This is a genomic window from Paenibacillus chondroitinus NBRC 15376, from assembly GCF_004000765.1.
Lineage (GTDB): Bacteria > Bacillota > Bacilli > Paenibacillales > NBRC-103111 > Paenibacillus_E > Paenibacillus_E chondroitinus.
The window spans coordinates 1-26,180 of the sequence record NZ_BILW01000049.1 but is presented as its reverse complement, the minus strand read 5'-3'; the positions used below and the strand labels follow the sequence as shown (position 1 = coordinate 26,180).

Below are 26,180 nucleotides of genomic sequence, written 5' to 3'. Positions count from 1 at the left end.
CATCAAGCCGTCACACAAAACTTAGGTGTATTTGATCGTCATGCCCAGTTACTTTTTGAAATTTTCTTCAAATTTCTTCTGGGCTTCGGCCATGACTTTGGAACCGCCGGCTTTTTTCCACTCTTCCACATATTTATCGAAATCACTTACAGGACGCTGTCCGGTAATGATATCGATATAAGTTTTCAGCGTCAATTGGTCAAGCGCGTCGATATTTTCGTTGTAAGCTGGAATCGCAATCGGCTGCATGATATCGTATTTTCCTTTGCCAATATGCTCGGAAGCCTTACGTAATGACATCAGCTCGTTAAGAGTCATATACGGAGTCTGAAAATCATAATCGTTAAACGATTTGCCCAGGAACGTGTACTGCTGACCGATACCGAACTTGATCTGCTCTTCTTCTTTATCGTAAGGAGGGAGATATATGTAATCTCCTTTCTCTCCCTTCTTATAGGTTTTTCCTTTTTCCCCATACACAATATTCTCAAAAGTCTCCGCATCAAAAGCTGTAGCATCCGCAACCTGCAAATATTTGGCCATTTTCTCCTTGTCTTTTTCCATATGTTTGCCGAATTGGCCGCCTGAACTTGCGATTGGGTTTAACTGTACGGTACCTTGTTGTCCCTCAGGTCCTTTGGGTCCAGCGGTTAACACCCAACTGGCATTCGGTACATTGACACGAAGCTTATCGTAATATTTTCCATCAAAAAAAGCGGCCTTCGTAATAAATTGGTACCAGGAAGCGGTTACAATTCCGGCTTTGCTGGAGATGATTTTATCATCCACGTTCTGTCCTTTGTTTAGCACAAATTCCGGATCGAGCAGCTCCTCCTTGTACCATTTATTAAGCAGCGTAAGCGCTTGTTTCGCTCCCGGCTCAATCTCTCCACGAACAATTTTCCCGTCCTTATCCGTAAATGTACCTGGAAATACACCGAACGCACCGAACACTGGGCTGAAAATATCTTTCACGCCTACAGCTTGCCCCGTCCAACCGTAGGTATCTTTTTTGCCGTTTTTATCGGGATCGTTATTGCGGAACTTGCGCAGCGCATCTTCAAACTCTTCCAATGTTTCAGGATTCTTCGTGATACCTACTTGATCCAGCCAGTCCTTACGCAAACCAACGACCGTACGATCCGGCCCCAACGTCTGGATGATCGGCATGGAATAATTTTTACCGTCTCGCTTATATAACTTCAAGGGGTCATCACCCAGATGCTTCTTCAGCCAAGCCCAGTAATGCGGGGCATTCTTCTCAATCATCTCCTGTGGAATTTCGGCAACGGCTCCCTGATTCACCAGTTTCTCATATTCGGGAAAACCTAAATCCACCCAAACGTCCGGAATTTCCCCAGAAGCCACTTTTAGCAGAAGCTCGTCCTTATAATTGTCTTTCGAACGTGGGAGTTGTTCAATATCGACATTGAACTTGTTTTCGACATACTTAATCGCATAAGAATCTTTGACGGTTTTATCGAAATTCTGATTCAGATAGCTTAACTTCATTTTTTTCTCGACCGTTGGTGCAGCGGTTTGTTCCCCTTGTACACCACTTCCCATTGAACAACCAGCCAGAACGGCTCCAAATAAAGCGACGCTTATCGTCACTGGAATAACCTTTTTCAATTTGATCACCCTTTCAATCCCTATTGTTTATCCTTTAACGGCACCGATCATGATCCCTTTAACAAAATACTTTTGCACGAAAGGGTAAATCACTAACATAGGAATGACAGAAAACATAATAACGGTAGCTTGCAGCTGACGAGTAGAGAACATGTCCTTCTGATCAAATTGATAAAGCATAGCGTTTAATTGATCCATATTATTATCTACGATGATTTTTCTGAGAACGACCTGCAGCACCTGCTTCTTCGGGTCGGTTATATAAATTAAGGCGTCGAACCAAGCGTTCCAATGCTGGACCGCGATCCACAATGCGACTGTAGCCAGAACCGGTTTTGATAAAGGCACAATGATTTTGCGAAAAATAAAAAAGTATCCCGCTCCGTCAACACGTGCAGACTCTTCCAAGCTGTCCGGAATCGATCGGAAGAAGTTCCTCATAATTAAGGCATTGAACGCACTGATCATGCTTGGCAGCACAAGAGCCCAGATGGAGTTATAAATGCCCAGCTTTTTAATCAGCAAATAATTGGGAATTAAGCCTCCACTGAACAGCATGGTGAACAGTACGAGTGATGTAACGGTTCGATTAAAAGGCAAATCCTTCTTGGATAACGGGTAAGCGAATAACGCGGTAAAAGTCAGGCTTAAACTTACGGCCAGAATTGTACGCAGGATGGTGTTGCCATAACCGGACCAGATCGCTTTGTATTGAAAAATAACATAGTAGCTTTCAAAGGAAAGCTTGCTCGGAAAAAGCAGCATCCCTGTTGTATACAAGGTGTTTTCAGCACTAATCGACGTCACCACTTGATTCCAAAAAGGGTACAAGGTGATTATCGTAATCACAATCATTACCAGGTAAAGCGAAAATTCACCGATTGTCTCTGTAGATGATTTTTTCGTCTTATTCATAGCAAATTTCCTCCTTCCCGCTTCCCTCAAGCCTGATTACCAAAGGGTATGGTCCTTTCCTCCCATCATGTGAACGGCTTTATTGACAAGCACGATTAGCACAAGGGCCACGACGGATTTAAAGAGCCCAACCGCTGTCGCATAGCTATAGTTCGTTTCCAGCAAACCCTTCCTATACACGAAAGTATCGAGAATGTCTGATACTCCGTACACTTTGGGGTTATACATATTGAAAATTTGATCGAAGCCGGCATCCAGCACATGAGCCATACGAAGGATAAGCATAATGGAGATCACGGGTAACAGCATCGGAAGCGTTATGTAAATGATTCTTTTAAAACGGTTGGCACCATCCATAATGGCTGCTTCCTGAAGCTGCGGATCGATCCCGGCGATCGCTGCAAAATAAACAATGGATCCCCAACCGAACCCTTGGTAAATGTCTGTTAGGACCAGAATCGAACGGAAGTATCGATCATCAGCCATGAATAAAACCGGATCGCCACCGAATAGTTTGACAATTGCATTCATAGGACCGTTCAGCGAGAAGATGCTAATGAATATCCCGGCCAAAATGACCCAAGACATGAAATGAGGCAAATAGGAAATCGTCTGGACGAGTTTTTTAAACCGTTCTCTCGTGATTTCACTTAATAAGAGGGCAAAAATAATCGGAATCGGGAAAGCAAAGACGATTTTATACAAACTGATAATCAAGGTATTATTTAAGACGCGATAAAAATTCGGATCTGCAAAAACTTTTTCAAAATGATCAAATCCTACCCAGGGGCTCGCCATAATGCCTTGCATAATTTTGAAGTTTTTAAAAGCTAGCACAACACCGTAGATTGGGATGTAGTGGAAAACAAGAAAATAAAGCAAGCCTGGAAGCAGCATAAAATAAAGAACGCGATAGCTTTTCAATTTCCGTCTGAATTCACTTTTAGTTATGGAAACGGTTTCAACTCTCGGGGTTACGACAATGGAATCTTGCAAATAACCCTCTCCTTCCCCACAAATCTGAAATGAATGCGCATTCACTTGTTATTTACTATAGCACAGGGTTTATTTCATTGATTTATCTCATTTTTTTGAAAATTATTGATTTATTGCGATTTTGTGTTTCTATATTTCGGAATCGTCATGATCATCGTCGTTCCTTGCCCAATTTCACTGATCACTTCAATGCCATACTCTTTCCCGAACACGAGTTTAATGCGCTCATTCACATTTTTTAATCCGTATCCCTTGGATTGTTTAATCAAAATCTCACCTAGTCGTTGCTTATCGATACCAGGCCCGTTGTCCGTTACATGAATGTCAATCGTATCCTGGTTAGCAATAGCTTTAATCGTCAGCTTGCCTCCGCCTTCTTCCTTTTGGTCGATTCCATGTACGATTGCATTCTCGACAAGCGGCTGAATGGATAGATTCACCGTATCGTACTGATAGACATCATCATCTATTTGGTAACTGACGTTGAAGCTGTAATCGTGCATGACCAGCTGAATTTCCACAAACGACTGAGTGTTCTGCAGTTCATCCTTCAGAGAAGTCATACTCTCACCACGGTTTAAAGCAGTCCGATAGAAGCGGGATAACATCGTGACCACATGGCTTATATCCGTAGCCCCGATCTTCAATGATTTCCAGTTAATGACGGACAACGTGTTATATAAAAAATGTGGATTAATTTGAGCCTGGAGTGCTTTAAACTCCGCTTCTTTCTGAATAAGTTTGTTCTGGTATACTTCTGTCACCAGCTCATTGATCCGGCGTAGCATGATACCGAAACGATTTGTTAATTCCCCTATTTCATCCCTGCTATCGCTTCGAATATCCATCTGCAAATTTCCGAACTGCACTTGCTTCATCCATTTATTCAGGTGATAAATACGCTTGATCATGGTATGCGAAAATACTGAGATAAGGGCAACCAATATGACCATACACGTAAGAATGAGTGCAATCGTCGCTTTGACAATACTCGTCGCATCCATGGATATGTCCTGTTCCGGTATATAATAATGAAGCGTCCAATTGGCTTGGCGAAGTGGCTCCTGTATCAGGATATAACGAAGGCCATCGATTTCGACCATATCCTTGTTCTTTAACGGAGCCTGCAGCATTTGTCGTTGAATTTCCGCAGCTTCAATGTTGTTGGAGTAAACAATATGATTATTTGGGTCGGAGATAAATAGTCCATCGTGTGCGGACTGTGCCGTAGTCATCGTAGTCGTAGTTAGCGAATCAAAAAAGCGATCCTTGTTCAGCTTCAAGTACAGGATACCAGACATCTGATTGTACAGAATCGTTGGAAACGGTCTGAAAACGACCAACTCAGAGCTTTCAAGATACCAACCTGTTTTCTTTTGTTCGGCTATGTCCTTATACCACGGACTCCCTTCCTTAATCCGGTCCAACGAGAGAATAAACTCACCATACTCGGGCATTTTGCCAGATGTATAGACGGTGAGCTGCAGAATGTCCGTATTCAAATTTTTGATCATGCTAAAATAGGGACTCACATAGTTTCTCAGATCCTCGGAAAGAGTCGTAAGGCTTGCATAATTCGTAGCAAAAATACGCTGCAAACCTGTATTCATAACGACGGAATCCACGGTCCGCTCAACCTGTTCCGTCTTATCGTTCATCCCTCTTGCTAACGTGCCAACCGTATTCTGCAAGCCTTGGATCGCTTGTTTTTGGAGAAGAAGCTTGGATTGATTGTACGAATAAGCGCCTAGCAATGCCAGTGGAATTAAGCTAACAACCAGGTACGACAGAATCAGCTTTTGCTTGAAGCGCATATTCTTAAGCACGTCCAGCCAGCGACTCATGCGGTGTCCCCTTCCCGATACTTGGCGGGAGTTTTCCCGTAATAATTTTTGAATATGGAACAGAAATAAGCGAAGTTGGTATAGCCCACCTCTTGCGAAATATCTGAAATTTTCTTTGTCGTACTCCGAAGTAGTTCACCCGCCTTTTCCAACCTGTAGCAGGTTATATATTTCACAAGGCTTGCTCCGGTCTCTTTCTTGAACAGGTGGCTCAAATAACTTGGAGACAAATAAGCCTTCTCCGCCAAAGAATCCAAGCCGATATCCTGTCCATAATTGCGGTGGATCAACTTAAGAACCTCACCGATCACCTTTCTGGTGGACTCTGTAGCAGGCTTCTCCCGCTCAACGATCAGGTCGTTCATCAATTCTTTCAGCTGAACCAGGTTTTGTGTCGTATAGATTTGCTCGACAAACCTATGAAAGCAAGCATGGGATTCACGTTTATACGTCTGGATATATTTCTTTGCAATTTCCGAGCATATGTATTTTACATAAATGTTGGAAAGGCTATTGCTGTTTTGAAGCACATCGAACATTTGTTCTATTCCATTCCGAATCAAAAGAGTTTCGCCATAGGTCATGTAAGTTGAGATCTCCTCGAGTAAACGCTCAATATACACAGGTTCTTCCTTCCGTGGAGTGCAGCCTTGTTCGGTAAACATCATGGCTGTTGCAGGCAGGAAAAATTTGTGTTCCAATGCTTTTTCCATCTCCTGAAATTCAGTTGGAAGCATCTGAAAGCCGTTAAGTAATTTGCTGAAAACAAGCACATGATTAGCATGATACTTTACAAGCAGGTACTCTTGCAGCAGTAACCCATACGACTCTAAGCTCGTGATATCATCCCAACTTTTTTCAATATGTAAGAACAGCACACTTTGATATTCATTCAAGTTTACATACAAACAATCCCAGGGAAGCATTGATTTCAATTCGGCTTCGAATCCATGATCAACAGAATCAAAAAACTTTCTCCGCATATCCATTAGAACCACTCGATATCTTGCATGTTCATCTAGCCATTCGAATAACGTCTCACCCGCTAAGGCATTGCGCGTAGACGCGGTACCTTGCAATAAGTTAAGCAGCGTTTGTTCCTGTACGTAACGGTTTCCTATCTCGTACACCTGTTGAAGCTTAAGTGTTCTTTCCCTCTGCTCCCGATCTTCATCACATAATCGGACAACCTGGGTCACAACCTCCAGAAACTCAGCTACCTCAACGGGCTTGAGCAAATAGTGAACAACATGAATTTGAATAGCTTGTTTGGCATATTCGAAATCGCCGAATGCGCTTACAATTATAACTTTAAGCTTGGGATGAAGCTTCTTGGCCTTTGCTGCAAGCGCCAGGCCATCCATAAAAGGCATGCGGATATCCGTGAACAGGATGTCCACTTCGTGGGCTTGCAAGTACTCCCATGCTTTGACACCGTTTTCCGCTTCGGCAGTTAGTAAAGACAGCCCCAGCGTTTCTATTAAAAATTTAATGCCTTCACGTTCAATTCTTTCGTCGTCAACAACCAATGCTTTGTACACCCAACCACCCTCCGCATCCAGATTTACCCATGAACGGTTACTTAGATGATACATGGATTGCAACCTACATGCCATGTGATAACTTTTATGCGTCTGTGTTTTTTTATGATTTGTTGCATACGAAACAGGCTGCCGCGCGTAGCACTGCGCCAACCTGTTTTGCTCCAAGCTCCATGATGCTAATTATTCCTTAATCGTATTCTGGATTATATGATTGTTTTCTCCTTCATCTTTTATGTTATTTGGGCTATTGCGCTTAAATTGATTTTCGAACACTAAATTTGCAGTATGTGGTTGATGGATTAAAACGCCGTTATCCTCATTTTTTTCAATCTTATTATTCTGAATATCGTTAAAGTCAGAGATAACTTGAATTCCACTTTGCTTATTTTCTTTGATTTCATTGAAACCGGCAAAGTTATAATTAAATCCGATGAATAGGCCATTTTCGCGGTTCCCTTTTATTTTGCTATCCAATACAATTGTATTTGTACTCTGTGCATTTACTCCGTTATTTCCATTGTTAGTTATCTTATTATCATATATGAGATTATTGTCTACCCGACTCACCAGAATTCCGTCACCTTTATTATGGGAGATCTGATTACCGACAATCGCATTATGGCTGCCATCTATGACCTCTATACCTTGGGCTGAATTGTGCTTCAGCTTATTCTTAATCACCCAGTTGCCTGTGACCGATTGAAGATGAATTCCCGATCCTGATCCTGCGCTTCCAATTCTCTCAACTACATTCTTCATGACTAAATTACCTATTGAATTATTTATAAAGATACCAACCGAATTAACGCCACCATCTATATCGCTGATTTTGTTGCTAAAGATATGATTTGATTTTGCGTTAAGAAGCTGAATACCGCTCGAAAGATAGTTTATCATTTTAAAACCGTAAATTTCGACACCAGCGACACCATTTAACTCAAATGCTTCAAGCAGCATACACCTTCCATCTAAAATCGCAGCATGTTTATGCTTGGAAATGATGCGAATGTTGTTTTTAATACCGGATACCTGTACACTTTCATGGTACACGCCTCTATGTACCAATATGACGTCGCCTTCATTCGCCATCGTTACCGCATCTTGAATGGCCGTCTGACTGTTGGGAAATACCTCAATGATCGCCATTCTATCACCTCAATCGATAAGAATTAACTATCTGTTCTATAGTAAATTCAAAACGATGCTGCTTAGAAAGGAACATTTGACCAGTATTTCAACAATAAATATTAAGGGAGTTGTAATCGTATGTCTAATCATGAGACTGCACCAATTGGAAAAGAATATCCCTTTAAATCCCGTTTTCTTGAGATAAATGGTCAGCATTTGCATTATATCGATCAAGGATCGGGGAATCCTATCCTATTCTTGCATGGCAACCCGACTTGGTCTTACATGTGGAGAAATATCATCCCCTACCTAACGAATTCCGCTCGCTGCATCGCGGTCGATCTCATCGGGATGGGCAGGTCCGACAAATCAGATGTCGGGTATACCTTCTTGGAGCATGTCGACTACATTAGCCAGTTTATTGATAAACTAGGTCTTTCTGATCTCACAATCGTCGGGCACGATTGGGGAATGGCGATAGGCTTGCAGTATGCTATGAATCACTCGGGCAATGTGAAGGCAGTTGCGATGATTGAACCGCAAGCCTTGTATCCATGCCCGGATTGGTCCGTATTTACGCCTGCTGAAGCGAAAGAGCTTTTCCAGACACTGCGCGATCCAGAGCTCGGATGGCCGCTGATGCGGGATAAGAGCGTGTTTGTTGAAGGTATGCCTACGATCATCATCAACCGGACTTTGACCCCGGAGGAGCATGAACAGTATCGCGAACCCTTCAAGGATCAGGATAACAGAAAACCAATGTGGATGTTTCCGAACCAAATACCTATCGATGGCAGCCCTAATGAAGTCGTACAAGCTGTGCTTTTGCGTAACAAATGGTTTACTGAGGCCTCTATGCCGAAAATCCTGTTTTACGCCACACCAGGATGCACCATACGCGAACCGCAAATTAGCTGGTGCCAAGCAAATCTGCAAAACTTCACAACCTTCGATATTGGCAAGGGATATCATCATTTAGTGGAGGAGAACCCTCATGCTATCGGCCAAGAACTACAGCGATGGTATGGTGAGGTTTCCTCCAAATCGTGAAAAAAAGGCTGCCGTTGCTAATGGCAGCCTCTTTCTTATTTTCATAATCAGAGGTTGAAATGATATAAAGCAATTCCAAATGACAGCAGACAGAGTATGATGGCTGGAATTGCCTTGGTAAATGGATCACGAGCCATCACAAGTAGAGAAAAGGCTGCGGCCAGCATTGTCGCTCCTAGAAGTAAACCGGATAACAGGGCTATGATGGGATACCATATCCCCACGATCATGCCAACTGAGCCTATGATTTCAAAAAAACCTGTTACGAAATTAAAAAAGGACGGAAGGCCAATCCGGCTAAATTCCTTAGCCATTTTACCTGAGATAATTCTCATTCCTGTTATCATGAAGAAAATACCCAAAATAACTTGTAAAATAATAGCTATTATCATTGTTTTCACTCTCTTTCGGTTTATAAATCATTGAATTTATATGCTATAGCATATATTTGAGGTAGTAGCACTCATTCGTCTTTTACAGTTGAATATAGCTTGCTAAGAATTTCATGCAGCTGTTGAATCTCATCGTTACTCAGATATTTGGTTACATGATCGTGAGCTGCCTTTACAATCGGCATCAGTTTGGTTTTGAGACTCATTCCTTTCTCACTTAGGAACAGGTTGTGAGATCGTTTATCCACATCACTCTGTATTCTTCTTACGATTTCCTTCTTTTCCAGTGAATATATCATCCTCACAACAGTGGTTTGATCTCGATCGATGGCTTCAGCAAGCTCTTTTTGGCTCGTTGCCCTTTCCGTATCGAGTACAAGAAGTATTCCCCATTGTTCCGGTGTTACTTCGTGTTGTTTCAGTATTTTTGTGAAAAAATTAGTCATTTTTAGGTCGGTTCGATGTACGAGAAATCCAGTGAGATGATTCAGCTCCATCCTATGCGCTCCCTTCTGTCTCAAATTAATATATGCTATAGCATATAAAATAACGTAAAACCGTTTGTTTGTCAAATCCAGCGGCATATTTAAAACTTTACCCTACTGCCGCTCTCGGCCCCCACCATTTCGACAGCTGCTCTTCGTTCGTCCAAGCATCAAACACCAGTTCGCGTGGAGCATCGAATACTCGGGTGATCACAAATACGAGTAAAGACATCCATTGCATATGTATCTTGTTACTCTTCTACAATGCGGCTAATTTGTTTATACTATACTTCTGTATCAACATTATTTTTTTGGAGGAAAGACACATGGAAAACTCGGTTGTGGAAAGACAATTACAGGCATACAACGATAAAAATATTGATTTATTTATGAGCTGTTATAGTGAAGATGTGAAAATCTATGATTTTCCTGACACCCTTACTATGGAAGGCCAGGCTGCTATGAGAGCACGTTATCAAAAATTGTTTGAAACCTTCCCGAACATGTTTGCAACGGTGGATAAAAGAATCATTCATGGCAAATATATCATCGACCATGAGCAAATAACCGGCAGATTAGAAGGCGCTATTTTGGAAGCTGTGGCTATGTATGAAATAGAGGATGATATGATTATTAAGGTTTGGTTTCTTCGGAATTAAGCTGCTTTTCGGATATCTTCACAGGGCCTGCAGGACCCGCTTTTCAAGATGCGTGGAAATCAAAATAATGGTAAAATACGTATAGGCAGATGAACTCTGCACATGCTAACACACAGATTTCCAAAATGTCATTTGGGAGGCAACAATATGGATGATTATTTCTTGGTTAAAGACGGTAGAGTTGTACGTTGGGACGGGCTTACACTTGGTGGAACGAAAATCCGAGCTGATGAACTCATTGAGTCTTTTGGACGTAAAGCTTTAGACGAAATCGAACAGTATGGATTTTATACGATAAAGAAAGCTTAACTAGTTAGCAAAAGAGGCTGCCGTTGATTCCGGCAGCCTCTTTTTCATACCTGGATCCAGAAACGTCTAACCACATTTCCATGATCCTCTACATATTCCGATTCAAACTTGCCACCGTTTTTTAGGATGGTTCTTTCAGAGGCCACGTTTCCCTTATCACAAACAAGAAGTACATTGTTCAGGCCCATCACTTTCATCCGTTTTAACGTTAAATCCAAAAGCTGTGTGGCATATCCTTTTCTTCTTGCTGACGGCCGTATGCCATATCCAATATGTCCACCGCTATTGAGAAGTCTTTCATTCAGTCTATGCCTCAGATTTGCAGCGCCAATAATCATTCCCGAATCATCATCTAGTAGCCAATAGGTAGAGTGCGGCACAAAACTTCCGTCCGTTATCTTCTCTTCGGAATCTTGTGAGTATAAGAAATTCAGCATGGCGGTGAAATCATAAGGCTCCTTCTCAACAGTCCATGGAACAATATCTTCACCACTCGCTATCCAATCCTCATAAAACGAAATATACTCATCCTTATACTCAGCCGAAGGTTGTACCAGCCTAATTGAATTTCGCATCTCTTCACCTCCATAACCTCTCAACACTTCCTAATTCCTTGTCTTTGAATTCAAGTTTGTAGATATCAGGTTTACTTGTTTGCTTCCAAAATTCAAATCCATAACTTGAATCAAAATACTTCAATATGATGGTCATAATATTCCCATGTGTCCCAATTACAATTTTCTTACCTGCATAGTCAGATAGCAATTTCAATATGACGGGTATCGCTCGCTCTTGAGCTTGCCTTGTTGTTTCCCCCTCAGGCATGCAAAAATCAAGATCTGTGAATGATTTTTCAATCCCAAGTAGAAATTGCTCCTCGGGTATTGGATAATTTAAGCTCGCAATGGGTCTTTCAATGAGTTCATCATATTGGATAATTTCTTGTTTTAGCAGCTCTGCCAATGGAGTAATCGTCTCTTTTGCTCGATGATAGGAGCTCGAAACTAAAACATCTATATTTTCGTTGCCTAACAATTCTGCCACTCTTATGGCATCTGCTTTTCCCTGTTCTGAAAGGCTTGCTCCTCCTGCCCGTTCCAGTTCATGTGAAAATGGTGCGATACCATGTCGTACAAAATAAATGTATGTAGTCATAACTAACCATAACCTCCTAACAATATTCTTAATGGGTGTCCGTTGGTTTTACCCAAGAAAGCAGATAACGGTAATAGAACCGTCGCCGGACTATTGCCCCTGGAAGGATCTCGTTTACAGCTTGACGAATTTCCATAATTGATTCTTTGGGTTCTGCAATTCGCACATTTGGACCCTTCATTCCGCCATGGACTCGGTCCATAATTCGGATTGGGAGAAGCATCAGCCCTGCGATGATAAAGTCGATCATCGACTTATCCGCTGCTAACCCAATGATGAGGAGCCGGCCGCCAGGTGCGAGTACTTGTTTCATTTTTACCAGTGCGCTTCTTAAGTCCATATGGTGCAAAGTTGCTACACAAGTGACAGTAGAAAAGCGTTCCTCATGAGGAGGGATTGGCATGGTAAGGAAGTCACCGTTTATGAGTGTTACATTTGATACTGCAGCAAGCCGCATCCGTGCGCGTTCGAATGATTTCGAATCGGGGTCTATGCCGACAACCTGCTGAGCGAAGGGCGCGAGGCGTTGAAGTAATAACCCGTCCCCACATCCGATGTCGAGTACTCGACCGCCATGAATTTTAGCGTTGTCCACCAACTCTTCGTGAAATGCTGTATTGTGATTCCAATACGTATCCATTCTCTTCTTTCGCTCCCTTCCTCAAGTCTCTCTGTTTAGACACTTTAAATCAAATAAAGTTTCAATATTCCTCCCTAATTTTTACCAGCTAGAGTAAAGGGCTGAGATTTTCAGCCCCTCCTCATCAAACCGTACGTGAGGTTTTCCCTCATACGGCTTTCCGATGTTCGTCATTCATGAGCATGCGGAATTACAGTAACGTTTTTAGTCCAATTTGTTTGGCCATATACTTAACTTCTTGAAATGACCCCATCCATCTTCTTCGTTGTCTTTTCTTTGCGTACCATCGAGTCAACCTCTGTAGAATATACCAGTTCAACTTCGCTAATTTCCTCTGGCTGTAGTTCGTGTAGTAGTAATTTTTCCATCCTTGAATTTTGGGATTGAGCCATTCTACATGTTCTTCAAAGGTACGTGAGCGCATGCTCGGTGGTGACAATCTTCCCTTCACCACTTCCCTAATGCGTTCTTCTGCCTTTGTCGTTAGCCATTGTTGGGTCGTGTAGTAAACTACTCCTTGCGAAGTTTCTGCTTTTGTTTTCCGATGGTGCATGCCTAGAAAATCGAATCCTTCTTCTCCTGTCCACAAACCCACAATGCGGGTTTTGGTTGGATGTAGGGTAAGTTCTAGTCGCTCCATAATCGTACAAATGAGCTTGTATGCATGATCTGCTTCTTTCTTTGTTTTACAGACGACAACCATATCGTCCGCATAACGTGTTAACTCACCTACACCCTTCCCATGTTTCTCCCACATCTGGTCAAAGTAGTTTAAATAGATATTCGCCAGTAACGGCGAGATAACGCCTCCTTGAGGTGTGCCTAAGTCCGAGCGTCTTAGTGTTCCTTCTTCCATCACTCCCGCTTGTAACCACTTCCTAATTAACTTCAATATCCGCCTATCATTGATGCGCATTTGCACCAATTTCATTAGCTTCCCTTGGTTAATGTTGTCGAAGTAACCTTGGATATCGACGTCGACTACCCAATTTCCTTTGCGATTGCAGGCTTTACGGATACGCTCTAACGCTCCTTTAGCACCCCGTTCCGGGCGAAATCCGAAGGACGTTTCTTGAAAGTCTGCTTCAAAGATGGGTTCCATCATTAGTTTTGTTGCCATTTGTACGACTCGATCTCGAACCGTCGGAATTCCGAGTGGTCTTTGTTTACCATCCTTTTTAGGAATGTAATGTCGTCTCACTGGATCGGGACGGTATGTACCTTCTTGCAAATTTCGCTGCAAGTCTCTAAGGAACGAGACTTCTCCTTCTCTCTCGATGTCTGCAAGCGCAATGGCATTAATACCAGCCGCGCCTTTGTTGGCACGCACTCTGTTCCATGCTTCGCATAGAACATCCCATCGGTGAACCTTGTCGTACAAAGCGTGGAACTTACGTTTCTTGTTTTCCTTGGCTGCATGACCTAGCTTTTCTTGGAGTTGTTGAACTTTTTCCTTTGGTGTTGTTAGCCGTTTGGCATTCACTCACTCGTACCTCCTTAAAAGCATAAACAAAGCAGGGCTCCTTCCCTCCCAAAGGTTATGTTGTCCTTCGGTTCTTTGGTACTATGAGCCCCTCGGACTCCCTTCCTGCAGACAACTCACTTCACTTTTCGGGTTTATAGAGTGACTCATTACGGTTTCTAAAAAAAAAAAAATCCGTGCAGGGGAGGGTCTCCCCAGTTCACTACATTATCTTTCATACCATGCCGATCCCTCTACACCGGAGGATTCTTCACTATGGATTCCAAGTTCTACACAGCTTCCATGGCCTTCGTCTATATTAACGAGACTCGGCTTCCTCTTTTCCCTCTCGCGAGGCCTTTTTGACGATGCGGCAGGATTCACTTGATGTTACGGCCTGGTATGTTGCTCGCCTTGTCTCTGACAAGTACTTTTGTCGATGCGCTTTTACGCACAGATTTCGCCGTACGCAAGCATCCTAGCTACAAAGGTGGCTTGGCCCCTCCTTTGGTTGGACTTTCACCAATTAGATAATGCGTGCCTCTGGGCACGCTTAATATAAAAAGCCGCCAAGCTATCGCTCAGCAGCCTAAATCTTTCGTTCTTTCATCCCTTCACAGCGGAACTGACCGTCAATGCGCTTTCCACTTGTTCGGTGAAAATCAAATATAACACGACCATCGGCAAGCTGGCGATCGTCATGACAGCTCCCATCCCACCCCAGTCGGTCGCGTGAAGGCCTTGAAAATAGATGAGTCCTATCGGCAAAGTCATTAATTCCTCTTTTGTTATTAAAATTGATGCTAAAAAGAATTCATTCCACGTTCCCATAAACTGCAGAATAACGATGGTGGCGACGGCTGGCGTGAGAATCGGCAGCATGATACGAAAGAAAGTGAGGTAAATCGAAGCGCCATCCATACAAGCCGATTCTTCCAACTCTTGCGGGATTCCACGTAGGAATCCATAAAAGACCATCGAGGCAAAGGGCAGCCCAAACGCTATGTATGGGATCAATAGAGCGCCGTAAGTATTCGTCAAGTGGAAATCTTTTACGATAATCGCCAAGGGAATGATAATGACTTGAATCGGAATAAACATCCCGATAATCATGTAAATCCGCACCGTTTCTCGAAATTTCCACCGAAGTCTGGCAATCGCGTAGGCAAACATGACGGCGAACAAGACAACACCTATCGTTGTAATCGTTGAAACAATCATACTGTTGGTGATATAAGTCGGGACACTGAATTTATTCCACGCATTTACATAATTTTCATATCGAAAGTGGGTTGGCAGCCCGAAAGGATTGGTTACGAAGATTTCATCATTGTTTTTCAACGAATAGGAAACCATCCATATTAACGGATAGACGGAAATAACGAAATAAGCCCATAAAAAAGACTGCAGGACGACTCCAACGATTTTGTTCATATCATGACACTCCTTTACCCCTGTTCCAATCCGGTTTCTCTGCTATCAAACACTTTGTTGATGATGATGGTGGCGATCAGGCTAATCACAATCAACAAAACCGAAATGGCACAAGCATACCCATATTGATTACCCGAGAATGCATTCCGAATGATCATGAACGTAATCGTATAGTTTGTCGTTCCTGGACCGCCATTCGTCATAATTGCCATTTGCACATAAGCACCTATCCCAGCTGTAATCGCAATAATAAAGCAAAACTTGAACGTCTCCTTCATTAATGGGAGCGTGATGTGCCAATGCGCCCTCCATTTCCCTGCGCCATCGATTCGAGCAGCCTCTGTATAATGTTCTGGAACGGATTTCGCGCCGGCATAAAGTAAGGCAAACTGAAACCCCATATACTGCCAAGCATTAACGAAAGCAATTGCTATTATGGAGACGCTCGGTGAGTTCAACCAGTCTTGCTGATAAGCGATCCCAAGTGCTTGAAACAATTTATTGATGATTCCGTTAACCGGGTCATACATGGAAAGCCATAGTTGACACACGACCGTGACCGACAATACAACAGGAATGAAATAGGCGGTTTTTAGGATTTTTCTTCCCTTAACCGTAGGATCCGAGCAAATTAGCGCCAACAACGTACCTAGACCGATTTGGAAAATGACTAGGACAAGGGCGAACAAAAACCCGTTTCGCAGCGATGTCGTCAATAAATAATCTTGGCTAAGGTCGATATAATTTCGCACGCCAATAAAAGTCGCATCGCTAAGCCCATCCCATTCAAAAAAACTGCGATAAACAGTCTGCAGAATGGGATAAAACACAATGACACTATAGAGCACAATTGCCGGTGTTAAAAAAAAGAGAATAGCCCATTTGTTTCCTAAGTATTGTTTCATCTCTATGCTCCATTTCTTGAAAAAAACTCACACCGACTTACAGATCGATGTGAGTCATCAGGTGCTGAAAGGATTTATTTCTTCAGCGATTTATTGAGATTCGTTACGAACTGATCCGCCGTAAATCCTGCCACAATCAAGTTCTGTGAGTTGTCGTCAATACTGAGATTCACATTTGTATCATTCTGCACGGTTGCGAAGCTCGTAATATTCGGAATCACTTCTTTACCAAGACGAGACAGCATGGCAGGCACTTGCGCCGTGATAGGCTTATCGACTTTGATAGAGACAATCGGTGTGCCCACTTGCGTATACTTGTACTCTGCATATTTACGTGCCATGAATGCTGCTACTTTAATTGCAGCTTCTTTGTTTTTTGTTTTGGCGGAAACGGCGAAGCCTCCTGGACCCCCTGCCCCATTCATGGCAAACTTGGCCTTTTCGTAGGTGGCTTCATCTTTCGCTGGGAAGTTCATGAAATCTACATTGTCTCCGAGGTTTTTTTGTGAGCTTGGAATTTCCCATTGACCATTCACGAACATGGCCGCCTTGCCTTGGTAAAAGAGCGAAGAAGCTTGATCGTAATTCGTCTGCGTCGCATTTTTAGCAAATAAGCCCGCCTTTTGCAGCTCTTCTACTTGCTTGGCGGCCAGTTTCAGAGCTTCCGGCGTTTCCGCCGCGCCGTTGAGGGCTCCGTAACCTTTCGACTCTTCGCGAGTCATAAAGCCCTGCAATAATGCGTTGCCAATCCATTTCTCTTTGGAAAAGATCGCAAGTGGGATAATCCCTTTCGCATTGAATTTTTTAGCGGCATCCTTCAATTGATCAATCGTTTTGATCGGTGCTTCTATGCCTGCCTCAGCAAAAAGTTTTTTATTATAGTACAAAATAATAAATTCAGTGCCGGCATACGGATAGCCATACACATGGCCATCTGGTGCAATTAGTTTCGCCTCGTTGCCTTTGTTCAAATCTTTCTTGAATTGTGACGTTTCCTGAGCATCGTCTAACGTCAGAATATTGTTTGACTTGCTGCCGATCTGCATGATATCCCAATTCGTGTCAATAATATCAGGCAAGTCTCCGGTTGCCATTTGCGTTTTGATTTTCTGTCCATTATCTTGCAGACCAGGGACTAGCGTAACTTCGATGTTTGGCATCTCTTTTTTTAGCTCTGCAACCGCGTAATCATAAGGCTTTGATGTGTCATCGTCAAAATGATTCGTATAAATGCTAAGCTTAACTGGCGCATTGGCTGGTGCAGCAGCCGTTGTGGCAGCAGGCGCAGCTGGAGTTGCCGCGGCAGGAGCTGTAGATGTTGCCGGTGTTGCTTTTGAGCCTGCGTCACTTTTCGTTTCCGTTCCACACGCTGTAAGTGAAACGGCCATGATTGATGCGAGTCCGATGCTGCTGAGTTTCGTCCAGTCCCTCATTTAGAATACCCCCCAGTAATAAATTCGAGATAATTGTAGCGCTTACATGACTGATTGTAGGGGGAAAATGAGTTCACCATAAGGTACGATTACGTCTAATAACGTACAAAAAGCCCGCTTTCTGGCGGACAATTTTCAGAAGAACGGTCTTTACTCCTTCTTTTTAACTTACTTTGTTTGTCGGAACCAAATTAGGCAGTACACCTACGACATATGATCGATCCAAGAAAACAAAATCGTGCCTCCTTGCACGAAGTTAACTTCTTAGTTCCGCTCATGAGGCGATCCAATAAGCAGCTTGTGAGCTGCCGCGAGATAAACCAGGCTAGCGTGCTTGCCAACAACATCACATTTCGTCAAACGTAGTGCAAAATGTGATTAAAATATTGTGGACGATTGGTACACGTAATGATAGAAACACCTGCTGCCGTCGTATTTTTCCCCATTCGTTTCCTCCCCTTTCCTACCATTAATTCAACATACGTCTATGGTAGATCATTTGTGAAACAAAAAAAGAAGCCCGCCTGAGCGAGCTTCTTACTAATTTTAATGCATGGCATTCATCGTCGCATGCTTCACGATGACACGGCGGATGAAGAAGGCTACGGCTAATCCGATAAGTGTCACAATCATAGCGAAAATGAACACGTTCTGGGAACCAAGCATCATAGCTTTTGCAGCCTCGAGGGGTTCACTTGGCTTGGAAGAGCTGCCTAGATACTTCTCCATACCGCTAGTCAGGATACTGATTGCAATTGCTGTACCGATCGCCCCTGCAACCTGTTGCAGCGTGTTCATAACCGCTGTTCCGTGCGGATATAGTTCCGGCGGAAGTTGGTTAAGTCCGTTCGTCTGAGCCGGCATCCATACCATGGAGATACCAACCATAAGTCCGATATGCAAGACGACGATAAACGCTACGGAAGAAGCAACCGTGATACTGGAGAAAAACCATAACATCACAGCAACAATGGCTAGGCCAGGGACTACAAGCCATTTAGGTCCATATTTATCGAATAAGCGCCCCATCCGTGGAGACAAGATACCATTCAACGCGCTACCCGGAAGCAGCATGAGCCCTGTCGTAAACGCGGATAACTTCATCCCATTTTGCAAATACATCGGCAAAATAATCATCGTTGATAAAATAATCATCATACAGGACAACACAAGAAGCAGTCCGATGATAAACATCGGGTATTTGAAAACGCGCAAGTTCATCATCGGCTCACGCATGGATGTCTGGCGAAGCGCAAACAACACAAGAGAGATTAGGCCGATTATGATCGAAATTAATACGATTGCGCTAGTCCAGCCGCCCTCTCCTTCGCCTGCTTTACTGAAGCCAAACACTACGCCACCGAAACCTATAGATGATAAAATAATTGAAATGAGATCGATACGCGGTTTTGTGACCTCGGTGACGTTTTCCAGGTTTCTCAAACCAATCAAGAGCCCAATAATTAAAAAAGGTAGAGATAACCAGAAGATGTAGTGCCAAGTTAAATACTCGATTAAAAGTCCCGCCACAGTTGGGCCGGTTGCCGGTGCGAACATGATGACCAAGCCAACGAACCCCATTGCTGCGCCGCGTTTCTCCGGGGGATAAACGACCAAAATTGTATTAAACATGAGTGGAATTAATAACCCCATGCCAGCTGCCTGAAGGACACGAGCGACCATCAACATTTCAAAATTGACTGCCAGAGCAGCAATCAATGTCCCAACGATCGAGCTTGAGAGTGACACAATAAAAAGCTGCCTTGTTGTAAACCATTGCAGCAGCAAACCAGTCATCGGCATCAGTATTCCGAGTGTCAGCAAAAACCCTGTTGTTAACCACTGGGCAGTGGCAGCTGAAATCTGGAACACATTCATCAAGTTACTAATAGCTATATTAAGTGCCGTCTCACTGAACATGCCTACGAAACCGCAGATCAGCAGCGACGCCATAATAGCCTTAGTATTATATTGCTTCATTTGTTTCTTCACTTCCCTCTCCTGAAAACTAATTAAATAGTTCTCTATCTTTATAGTCCGCTTAAAAATACAACAGTCTGTGGAAATATACAAGTGCAAAAATAAATTAAATGATATTCTCCTTTCCAAAAAAAGAAAACACCTCCAAATGACACAGGGAGGTGCCGTTCATCATTTTAGTCCAATTAGTGTTAGAAGACCAGACAACATGGTCAGTTTTTTTGATTGTTTGACTTGTTTCCCACTAGTTCGCGGCGTCCATTTCCAGGCATTGTTTTCAATTGTTTTAAGCTCCTGTTTATGCTCATTCATCGTTTCCTCAAAAAAATAAGGATCATGATGCAAGGCGCACACCTCCACTTCCTTGATAGGATGACTTCCCTTCGCTTTAAGCTCATTATACGAAAACAAGTATGACAGCAGTCTGTCATACTTGTGGGTATCGATTTAACATTTTTTCAATTTTAGCTTTGAGCATTTGCCTTAACGACAGAGGTTCGAGAACCTCCACATCTTCACCAAAACTTAATATCATTTCAACTAACCTTTCAGCCTCTGAAGGATTGATAATGGTAATTGTAAGCGTGCCATCTTCATTGAAATATTTATCTTCCGCATAAAAACAATCCAAGGCATGTGCCAATGATCTCCCTGAGAAATGAAGAACAGCTCCTACGATTTCATCTTTCCGATAATCCAAAGAGAGATCTTGTAGAAATGCTGAATGGATACAAGGATAAATTTCGGGCAAGGTAACCAAATCTATCATTCTTGTGAGTTTAAATACGCGATAATCCTTGCGAACTCTACAATACCCATGTAAATACCAAGAATAATATTTAAAAAGCAGGCTAACTGGCTCAACGATCCGACGAACTCTCTCATTCTTGGAATTCATATATTCAAATCGAATGACTTGGCGCGTTGTTATCGCTGCACGAAGCGTATGCAGTGTTTCATTGTTAGCTCGCCAGCTTCCTAAATCCATGGTCAAGCTAGGCATTTTATCCTTTTGAATCGTTTGGAGCCTATGCATCGTCTCCGTAGCTCCTTCATCTTTGAACACCGTTGCCGTGCTGTGAAGTAGCGTGATTAATGACTCAATGTCGTTGTCATGCAATAAAGTTTTTTCCATCTTATACTCTTTAATAATTCCATATCCGCCATTAACGCCCTGATAAGATACGACAGGGATTCCAGCCGCACAAATAGCCTCTATATCTCGATAGATGGTTCGTTGAGAGACCTGATATTTGTTCGCAAGCTCTGAAGCGGAAATCACTTCATTATTCAAAAGCGCATACGTAATCGAAATTAATCGTTCTAACTTCATCTCATCACCCTTTAAACTTAGGAACATATGTTTGTATCCATTACACCATAATTGCCCAATCGGTTCAAGGGGAACAACGAAAAAGCGTATTAGCTTTCGACCTCGACTCTACTACTTATAAGCTTCTTCTTCACCTGATCATCTCAATCCATTTATTACTCATCTCATCACCTACCACTAAACGCTCACCAAGTTGCGACTGTAACCGTATTCTACGTTGTACTTCGTGCAATCATTTAGCTGTAATTTGGCTTAAGATCGGCTTTTTATTGTACTTTTTACAACGAATCTCGCGTTAAAACGCTTCCATCATGCCTTTTCGCAACAAATGGTTGTATTTTGTGCAACGAAAGAACGCCTTCGCGGTCAAACCTCGCTGCTATGTTGTATAAAATACAACGTATGACTTCGAATTGATACTCTCATTTTAACCCCTTCCCTAAGTGTCAGGGTCAACGATGAAAAGCAAAAAAGGCAGTCCGCTATATCCAGCGTTCTGCCTTCTTTTATATAAATCAATTCGAATCTGCTTCAGCTGACCGATCATACCATGCGTTGAGTTCTTCCAACCGTTTGTTGTAAGCATCGCGAATGGAATATGCAGCTTGGGAACCAACTGGAAGCCGCAGCGGCGCATTCCCTTCATTGATGACGGAGATAATATATTGAACCGCTTTGGCTGGATCGCCAATTTTGATGTTTGATAGGTTTTTTTCATACGCTTCGTAGTACGGAATGTACTCCGGTTTTTTCTCCGTCTGCTCCAGGGAATGTCCGAGAAACTCGGTTGCAAAAACAGCCGGCTCGACAATCGTTGTCTTGATTCCAAAGCTTGCAAATTCCTTCTCGAATGCTTCAGAGAAACCTTCTACTGCAAACTTCGAGGCAGCATATAGGCTGAACGTCGGGAAGGAAACAACTCCGAAGAAAGACGAGAAATTAAGATAATGTCCTGATCCCTGGCGTTTGAATACAGGAAGCGTCGCGCGAATGACGTCCAATACACCAAAAACATTAACATCAAATTGTTTGCGAATTTGTTCGTCCGTGTACTCCTCAAGCATCCCGAACAGTCCGTATCCCGCATTATTGACGACGATATCGATTTTTCCGAATACTGCAACAGCTTCTTGAACAGCAGCTTGAATTTGGTCCGGTTTGGTGACATCCAGAGCGACGAGATGAACACGATCCGGTGCTATTGTTTTAAAATCCTGAATAGCTTCAAGTTTGCGCGCAGTAGCAACTACTCGATCTCCAGCTTGAAGCAACTGCTCCACAAAATGACGGCCAAATCCTGTCGAAGTTCCTGTAATAAACCATACTTTACTCATTATTTATTTCTCCTTTTGTTTATCGATTTTAGTGATCGAGAATGAACGTTCTAGTATTTGCAAAAAAATAAGGCTCCAATTAAATATCTAACATCGACATAGCGGAACCAGCTATGCGGTGAAGCTTCTCTTTGTCGGTAGAGGTTCTGGCAAGTACACGCAAACCTAGCATTGTGTTATGCATTTCTTCAGCAAGCACACTTGCGTTACGAGTGGAAGTGAACTCACCACTTTCCAGTCCACGCTGAATCAGATCAGCGAGTAGCTTCTCCACTTTATCGAAGCTTTGTACAGTCTTGGCATCCACTTCAGGATCCCATGGAGCAAGCTCTACAGCCATGTTGACAAGCAGGCAACCAGGGGGCTTGTCGTCGGTCCCTTCAATCATGAAGTCAAACAAAAAACGAATAGCTTGCTTAGCACTGTCAGCGCGGGTGATGCCTGATTGAAATTGCCCGTTCAAGTACTCATTGTAACGTTCAATGGCTTTTAGAAACAGTTGATGCTTGTCTCCGAATGTATCGTACAAGCTTCTGCGATGAATACCTAAATGATCAACCAGATCATTAATCGATGTTTTCTCATAGCCTTGTTTCCAAAATAACCTCACAGCTTTCAGCAGCGCTACATCGACATCAAATTCCTTGACTCGAGGCATTTCACATCACCTCCCTTCTGAATATAGTTATAACACATTGAGAACGTTCGGTAAAGAATTATTTTTACCGAACGTTCTCATATTGCGCAATAGAAAAAAGACTATTCCATCAAAATGGAATAACCTCAGAATTTTATGCCGGTACTCCGTGCCGCATTAGAACAGCCTTCACAAGCTCGCTGCCCGAGGCCTTCTCCGGAAGCCTTACGCCTGCTGCAATAAGGCTCTCGGCTACAGCGGCATAATCTCCTTGAGGGTCCTGATTGTGCATTGAACCCCACATACAGCTATTGAGCGGGGTCCCCCCATATTCATTACGAATATCGATGGATGCTCCACGTCCTAGCAGCATTTGGACAATTTCGTTGTCCCCCCGGATCGCCGCATGATGAAGGGCCGTCATCGAATGCTCATTACGCCGCGCATCTGGTTGAAAACCAACATCCAACATGAGTCGCACAGCTTCTATCCGATGATCCCATGCTGCATTCGCAATCATACTCTGGTATTCCGAATCCAGGGATTGGATAATACCCCGATGCTCCTTCAACATGTTATAGACGGTCTCGGTATCCGCCCGCATACAAGCGAGCAGCAATTTCTGCTCAACTGAACTGTACGGCAGCATCAACTCCGTAATGGCTTCATGTCCCAGGTGCGCAGCAAGGAAAAATGGTCTCGCTCCAGCGCTGATCATGTACTCATAAATATGCCCACCGTTCGATTCACCGGAGGTAAACTCCCCTTTTCCTACCTGAGCTTGAAGAGCATTCGGATTCTCGTTAAGAATCCTGCGAACAAGTTCAAGGTCTCCCAACTGAACGGCCATAAAGATATCCGTCTGAGCACCACGTTGAATCAAATGTCTGCATTTGTCAGGTTTATTAACCGCATATTGAGCAGGCGTACTATTGTGGTCAATATCCCGCTTATCAATGTCAGCCCCGTGATCCAGCAGGAAATCGATGACGTCAGATGAGGCGGCATAATGGAGAGGAACCTGCCCATCTGGACCACGCTGATTGACAACCTCCGGATCCTCTTCCACCATCTTTTGCAAGACGTCTAGCATACCCAATGCTGCAGCAGCGTGTGGATCTACACGTGCTCCTCGTTCAATCAGGTAACGAGACAAGTTATGATGGTCATGATGCAGAACACCAAATCCGCCGGCCCACCAGCTGCTCTTGGCATTGATATCCGCCCCGAATTGCAGCAACACATCAACCATCTGGCGGTTACCTCTGTATGAAGCGATCACAATCGCTGGTGTATCAAAGGCAAAGCTTGGTTCGTCTATCCGTGAAACAAGCGATGGATAGGTTTGAAAAATTTGTCTTACAGCTTCGGGGTCATTGCGATCAACCGCCTGCTTGAATTGTTGAATTACCTTCGGGTCCAGATCATCCTTAGAAAGAGAATCATTAAACGATTCCGTCACGTAAGCATCCTTCCTCTTCTAGTATGATTTGAGATTATAGAAAATCTCCGTTTCTAATTTGGTTTCATCTTCATTCCAATGTCCATACACTTCCAATAACGGAAGCTCATGATATTCATCTGAAGCTTTCACTTTTGCACGAATGCTTTCATAAGTTTTATCTAGCTCGCTATAGGACCCGATATGTTTGCAATAGGCATATTTTTCTAAAATAACATCCTTCTTCTCCAGTAATGAATCTTCAATCGGAGGAAGAACCAACTCAATGCCGGCAAATACATGGTGACCATTTTCATAAACTACGTGGTTCATTCCCTTATGAGAAAGCCCCTTCTCACGTACTTCCTTCCAAACTTTATCCAGCAATTCGAAAATCGTATCACTATACCTTTTTTGTTGATCATGCGTTTTAGAAAAGCCGAACAATGTAACCATTTTTCTTTGATTGAAAATGACTGGTTCCATTATGATCTCCCTTCTACTCTCGATAAAAGGACAGCACCCAACATACGCCGTTCCGGTCAGTTACGATCGCCAGCAAACCGTTAAATGGAGCCTCATATATTTCCGTAAGAATTGTCCCGCCGGTTGCCAATGCTCCATAAATCGCCCGGAACGATTCTTCCGAATCGATTTTCAGGAAAACTCTTACATAGTCACCTTTCAACGCCGGTTTCGCCGCTTGAACATCGGCAAATTTAAGCGTTGCCGTTCCCACATGAAGGTCCGCGTTTAACACCACTTCACCTTGCTTGCGCAGAATAATAATCTCACCACCAAAAATACTTTGGTAGTAATTAATTTCGTCTTTACAGTTCTCCACTACGATAAAAGGGATCGCAATCATCATGTACATCCTCCTTAAATTTGTTCTTACTATTAAGCGCTTGCCTCTACACGTCTTCTTGTTCACTCAGATTGTGAAGGACCGTCTTCAAAAGGTCGTTCAACAAGTCATACTCCTCATCCGAAATACCTTTTCGGGTTTTACTCTTGACGCGGCTCAATGCTTCTTGTACTTTGGGCACCACCTCACGACCTGACTCTGTCAAATAGAGTAGTTGATAGCGATTGTCCGCGGGATCGGCTTCCCTCCGAACATATCCTTCTGCCTCCAGCTTCGCAATCGCTTTTGCCGTAGTCGTCTTGTCAATGAGCAGCCTCTCGCTTAACGCTTTCTGTGTAATCGGCTGATGAAAAGCTATTGACATCAAGAAGATATACTGACCGCTTCCGATGCGATAAGGTTGCAGCTCAGATGAGATCAGGATTTGCATGTGTCGATAGATGGCTGAGATATATTGCCCATGTGATTCCGTGCTGTCCTTGTTAGCAGGCTTCCAATGATCGTTCAATTTGCTCCTCCTTAAATAGGGTGTTATTGCAACTAATTTCATTATACGGCTTATAGGATGTTATTGCAACTAATTTCATTATACGGCTTATAGGAT

Annotated in this window: 27 protein-coding genes and 2 pseudogenes; 3 read left to right on the top strand and 26 right to left on the bottom strand. The window is 43.1% G+C overall.

Annotation, left to right across the window (positions count from 1 at the left end):
• Nucleotides 1-48: 48 nt before the first annotated feature.
• The 6 genes from PCH02S_RS30905 to PCH02S_RS30880 all read right to left on the bottom strand — a co-directional run bounded on the left by PCH02S_RS30905 (nucleotide 49) and on the right by PCH02S_RS30880 (nucleotide 8,077).
• Nucleotides 49-1,641 (bottom strand): type 2 periplasmic-binding domain-containing protein, encoded by a 1,593-nt coding sequence (locus tag PCH02S_RS30905; protein ID WP_127457944.1) that lies wholly within the window; start codon nucleotides 1,639-1,641, stop codon nucleotides 49-51.
• Nucleotides 1,642-1,659: 18 nt separating this feature from the next.
• Nucleotides 1,660-2,547, bottom strand: a complete 888-nt coding sequence (locus tag PCH02S_RS30900; protein WP_127457943.1) for a carbohydrate ABC transporter permease — start codon at nucleotides 2,545-2,547, stop codon at nucleotides 1,660-1,662.
• Between the two features lie 36 nt (nucleotides 2,548-2,583).
• A complete protein-coding gene (locus PCH02S_RS30895) occupies nucleotides 2,584-3,543 on the bottom strand; it encodes an ABC transporter permease (protein ID WP_246069327.1) in 960 nt (319 codons plus the stop codon).
• 110 nt (nucleotides 3,544-3,653) lie between these two features.
• Entirely contained in the window at nucleotides 3,654-5,387 is a 1,734-nt protein-coding gene (locus PCH02S_RS30890) for a sensor histidine kinase (protein WP_127457942.1), read from the bottom strand.
• Nucleotides 5,384-6,982: a response regulator gene (locus tag PCH02S_RS30885; RefSeq protein ID WP_164819803.1), complete on the bottom strand. Its 1,599-nt coding sequence runs from the start codon at nucleotides 6,980-6,982 to the stop codon at nucleotides 5,384-5,386. The genes PCH02S_RS30890 and PCH02S_RS30885 overlap by 4 nt, the downstream gene beginning before the upstream one ends.
• A gap of 129 nt (nucleotides 6,983-7,111) precedes the next feature.
• Nucleotides 7,112-8,077 (bottom strand): right-handed parallel beta-helix repeat-containing protein, encoded by a 966-nt coding sequence (locus PCH02S_RS30880; protein WP_127457940.1) that lies wholly within the window; start codon nucleotides 8,075-8,077, stop codon nucleotides 7,112-7,114.
• Nucleotides 8,078-8,197: 120 nt separating this feature from the next.
• On the opposite strand from PCH02S_RS30880, the gene PCH02S_RS30875 reads away from it, so the two are divergent.
• Entirely contained in the window at nucleotides 8,198-9,109 is a 912-nt protein-coding gene (locus PCH02S_RS30875; RefSeq protein WP_127457939.1) for a haloalkane dehalogenase, read from the top strand.
• Nucleotides 9,110-9,156: 47 nt separating this feature from the next.
• Here PCH02S_RS30875 and PCH02S_RS30870 read toward each other — a convergent pair whose 3' ends face one another.
• The 3 genes and pseudogenes from PCH02S_RS30870 to PCH02S_RS30860 all read right to left on the bottom strand — a co-directional run.
• On the bottom strand, nucleotides 9,157-9,501 hold the full coding sequence (locus PCH02S_RS30870) for a DoxX family protein (RefSeq protein WP_127457938.1): 345 nt from the start codon (nucleotides 9,499-9,501) through the stop codon (nucleotides 9,157-9,159).
• 71 nt (nucleotides 9,502-9,572) lie between these two features.
• A complete protein-coding gene (locus tag PCH02S_RS30865) occupies nucleotides 9,573-9,998 on the bottom strand; it encodes a MarR family winged helix-turn-helix transcriptional regulator (RefSeq protein ID WP_127457937.1) in 426 nt (141 codons plus the stop codon).
• A gap of 112 nt (nucleotides 9,999-10,110) precedes the next feature.
• Nucleotides 10,111-10,227, bottom strand: a pseudogene (locus PCH02S_RS30860) (SRPBCC domain-containing protein); the annotation flags it as partial.
• A gap of 85 nt (nucleotides 10,228-10,312) precedes the next feature.
• Between PCH02S_RS30860 and PCH02S_RS30855 the strand changes: the two are divergent.
• Both PCH02S_RS30855 and PCH02S_RS35960 read left to right on the top strand, forming a co-directional pair.
• Nucleotides 10,313-10,645 (top strand): nuclear transport factor 2 family protein, encoded by a 333-nt coding sequence (locus tag PCH02S_RS30855; RefSeq protein ID WP_127457936.1) that lies wholly within the window; start codon nucleotides 10,313-10,315, stop codon nucleotides 10,643-10,645.
• A 147-nt stretch (nucleotides 10,646-10,792) separates the two neighbouring features.
• Nucleotides 10,793-10,954: a hypothetical protein gene (locus tag PCH02S_RS35960; protein ID WP_157326216.1), complete on the top strand. Its 162-nt coding sequence runs from the start codon at nucleotides 10,793-10,795 to the stop codon at nucleotides 10,952-10,954.
• Nucleotides 10,955-10,998: 44 nt separating this feature from the next.
• On the opposite strand, the gene PCH02S_RS30850 is transcribed toward PCH02S_RS35960, so the two are convergent.
• From PCH02S_RS30850 to PCH02S_RS30780, 17 genes and pseudogenes are all read right to left on the bottom strand, one after another.
• Entirely contained in the window at nucleotides 10,999-11,529 is a 531-nt protein-coding gene (locus PCH02S_RS30850) for a GNAT family N-acetyltransferase (RefSeq protein WP_127457935.1), read from the bottom strand.
• 4 nt (nucleotides 11,530-11,533) lie between these two features.
• Entirely contained in the window at nucleotides 11,534-12,109 is a 576-nt protein-coding gene (locus tag PCH02S_RS30845; RefSeq protein ID WP_127457934.1) for a histidine phosphatase family protein, read from the bottom strand.
• A gap of 28 nt (nucleotides 12,110-12,137) precedes the next feature.
• Nucleotides 12,138-12,422, bottom strand: a complete 285-nt coding sequence (locus tag PCH02S_RS36555; RefSeq protein ID WP_246069326.1) for a hypothetical protein — start codon at nucleotides 12,420-12,422, stop codon at nucleotides 12,138-12,140.
• Nucleotides 12,423-12,425: 3 nt separating this feature from the next.
• Nucleotides 12,426-12,749, bottom strand: a pseudogene (locus tag PCH02S_RS37100) (class I SAM-dependent methyltransferase); the annotation flags it as partial.
• A 190-nt stretch (nucleotides 12,750-12,939) separates the two neighbouring features.
• A complete protein-coding gene (gene ltrA / locus PCH02S_RS30835; protein ID WP_127457932.1) occupies nucleotides 12,940-14,232 on the bottom strand; it encodes a group II intron reverse transcriptase/maturase in 1,293 nt (430 codons plus the stop codon).
• A 585-nt stretch (nucleotides 14,233-14,817) separates the two neighbouring features.
• Complete coding sequence (locus PCH02S_RS30830) at nucleotides 14,818-15,645, bottom strand: carbohydrate ABC transporter permease (RefSeq protein ID WP_127457931.1); 828 nt, start codon at nucleotides 15,643-15,645, stop codon at nucleotides 14,818-14,820.
• 14 nt (nucleotides 15,646-15,659) lie between these two features.
• Nucleotides 15,660-16,550 (bottom strand): carbohydrate ABC transporter permease, encoded by an 891-nt coding sequence (locus PCH02S_RS30825; protein WP_127457930.1) that lies wholly within the window; start codon nucleotides 16,548-16,550, stop codon nucleotides 15,660-15,662.
• 74 nt (nucleotides 16,551-16,624) lie between these two features.
• Nucleotides 16,625-17,983, bottom strand: a complete 1,359-nt coding sequence (locus PCH02S_RS30820; protein WP_164819802.1) for an ABC transporter substrate-binding protein — start codon at nucleotides 17,981-17,983, stop codon at nucleotides 16,625-16,627.
• Nucleotides 17,984-18,529: 546 nt separating this feature from the next.
• Nucleotides 18,530-19,963, bottom strand: a complete 1,434-nt coding sequence (locus PCH02S_RS30815; RefSeq protein ID WP_127457961.1) for a DHA2 family efflux MFS transporter permease subunit — start codon at nucleotides 19,961-19,963, stop codon at nucleotides 18,530-18,532.
• A 171-nt stretch (nucleotides 19,964-20,134) separates the two neighbouring features.
• Nucleotides 20,135-20,308, bottom strand: a complete 174-nt coding sequence (locus tag PCH02S_RS35955) for a hypothetical protein (RefSeq protein ID WP_164819801.1) — start codon at nucleotides 20,306-20,308, stop codon at nucleotides 20,135-20,137.
• An 82-nt stretch (nucleotides 20,309-20,390) separates the two neighbouring features.
• Nucleotides 20,391-21,296, bottom strand: a complete 906-nt coding sequence (locus tag PCH02S_RS30810) for a helix-turn-helix transcriptional regulator (protein WP_127457929.1) — start codon at nucleotides 21,294-21,296, stop codon at nucleotides 20,391-20,393.
• Between the two features lie 515 nt (nucleotides 21,297-21,811).
• On the bottom strand, nucleotides 21,812-22,630 hold the full coding sequence (locus tag PCH02S_RS30805) for an SDR family NAD(P)-dependent oxidoreductase (RefSeq protein ID WP_127457928.1): 819 nt from the start codon (nucleotides 22,628-22,630) through the stop codon (nucleotides 21,812-21,814).
• 79 nt (nucleotides 22,631-22,709) lie between these two features.
• Nucleotides 22,710-23,288 (bottom strand): TetR/AcrR family transcriptional regulator, encoded by a 579-nt coding sequence (locus PCH02S_RS30800; RefSeq protein ID WP_127457927.1) that lies wholly within the window; start codon nucleotides 23,286-23,288, stop codon nucleotides 22,710-22,712.
• A gap of 133 nt (nucleotides 23,289-23,421) precedes the next feature.
• A complete protein-coding gene (locus tag PCH02S_RS30795; protein WP_127457926.1) occupies nucleotides 23,422-24,729 on the bottom strand; it encodes an ankyrin repeat domain-containing protein in 1,308 nt (435 codons plus the stop codon).
• 18 nt (nucleotides 24,730-24,747) lie between these two features.
• Nucleotides 24,748-25,194 carry a GyrI-like domain-containing protein gene (locus PCH02S_RS30790; protein ID WP_127457925.1) on the bottom strand — a complete coding sequence of 149 codons (447 nt, stop codon included), beginning with the start codon at nucleotides 25,192-25,194 and terminating at the stop codon, nucleotides 24,748-24,750.
• Between the two features lie 13 nt (nucleotides 25,195-25,207).
• Nucleotides 25,208-25,579: a VOC family protein gene (locus tag PCH02S_RS30785; protein ID WP_246069325.1), complete on the bottom strand. Its 372-nt coding sequence runs from the start codon at nucleotides 25,577-25,579 to the stop codon at nucleotides 25,208-25,210.
• A gap of 43 nt (nucleotides 25,580-25,622) precedes the next feature.
• Nucleotides 25,623-26,084, bottom strand: coding sequence for a MarR family winged helix-turn-helix transcriptional regulator (locus tag PCH02S_RS30780; RefSeq protein WP_246069324.1), 462 nt, complete (start codon nucleotides 26,082-26,084; stop codon nucleotides 25,623-25,625).
• Nucleotides 26,085-26,180: the final 96 nt, after the last annotated feature.

Bases quoted from the DNA above. Each gene is read 5' to 3' on its own strand.
- PCH02S_RS30900 (WP_127457943.1), bottom strand. From the start codon at position 2,547: ATGAATAAGACGAAAAAATCATCTACAGAGACAATCGGTGAATTTTCG.
- PCH02S_RS30890 (WP_127457942.1), bottom strand. From the start codon at position 5,387: ATGAGTCGCTGGCTGGACGTGCTTAAGAATATGCGCTTCAAGCAAAAG.
- PCH02S_RS30885 (WP_164819803.1), bottom strand. From the start codon at position 6,982: ATGTATCATCTAAGTAACCGTTCATGGGTAAATCTGGATGCGGAGGGT.
- PCH02S_RS30880 (WP_127457940.1), bottom strand. From the start codon at position 8,077: ATGGCGATCATTGAGGTATTTCCCAACAGTCAGACGGCCATTCAAGAT.
- PCH02S_RS30875 (WP_127457939.1), top strand. From the start codon at position 8,198: ATGTCTAATCATGAGACTGCACCAATTGGAAAAGAATATCCCTTTAAA.
- PCH02S_RS30870 (WP_127457938.1), bottom strand. From the start codon at position 9,501: ATGATAATAGCTATTATTTTACAAGTTATTTTGGGTATTTTCTTCATG.
- PCH02S_RS30865 (WP_127457937.1), bottom strand. From the start codon at position 9,998: ATGGAGCTGAATCATCTCACTGGATTTCTCGTACATCGAACCGACCTA.
- PCH02S_RS30855 (WP_127457936.1), top strand. From the start codon at position 10,313: ATGGAAAACTCGGTTGTGGAAAGACAATTACAGGCATACAACGATAAA.
- PCH02S_RS35960 (WP_157326216.1), top strand. From the start codon at position 10,793: ATGGATGATTATTTCTTGGTTAAAGACGGTAGAGTTGTACGTTGGGAC.
- PCH02S_RS30850 (WP_127457935.1), bottom strand. From the start codon at position 11,529: ATGCGAAATTCAATTAGGCTGGTACAACCTTCGGCTGAGTATAAGGAT.
- PCH02S_RS30845 (WP_127457934.1), bottom strand. From the start codon at position 12,109: ATGACTACATACATTTATTTTGTACGACATGGTATCGCACCATTTTCA.
- PCH02S_RS36555 (WP_246069326.1), bottom strand. From the start codon at position 12,422: ATGAAACAAGTACTCGCACCTGGCGGCCGGCTCCTCATCATTGGGTTA.
- PCH02S_RS30830 (WP_127457931.1), bottom strand. From the start codon at position 15,645: ATGAACAAAATCGTTGGAGTCGTCCTGCAGTCTTTTTTATGGGCTTAT.
- PCH02S_RS30825 (WP_127457930.1), bottom strand. From the start codon at position 16,550: ATGAAACAATACTTAGGAAACAAATGGGCTATTCTCTTTTTTTTAACA.
- PCH02S_RS30820 (WP_164819802.1), bottom strand. From the start codon at position 17,983: ATGAGGGACTGGACGAAACTCAGCAGCATCGGACTCGCATCAATCATG.
- PCH02S_RS30815 (WP_127457961.1), bottom strand. From the start codon at position 19,963: ATGAAGCAATATAATACTAAGGCTATTATGGCGTCGCTGCTGATCTGC.
- PCH02S_RS30810 (WP_127457929.1), bottom strand. From the start codon at position 21,296: ATGAAGTTAGAACGATTAATTTCGATTACGTATGCGCTTTTGAATAAT.
- PCH02S_RS30805 (WP_127457928.1), bottom strand. From the start codon at position 22,630: ATGAGTAAAGTATGGTTTATTACAGGAACTTCGACAGGATTTGGCCGT.
- PCH02S_RS30800 (WP_127457927.1), bottom strand. From the start codon at position 23,288: ATGCCTCGAGTCAAGGAATTTGATGTCGATGTAGCGCTGCTGAAAGCT.
- PCH02S_RS30790 (WP_127457925.1), bottom strand. From the start codon at position 25,194: ATGGAACCAGTCATTTTCAATCAAAGAAAAATGGTTACATTGTTCGGC.
- PCH02S_RS30785 (WP_246069325.1), bottom strand. From the start codon at position 25,579: ATGATGATTGCGATCCCTTTTATCGTAGTGGAGAACTGTAAAGACGAA.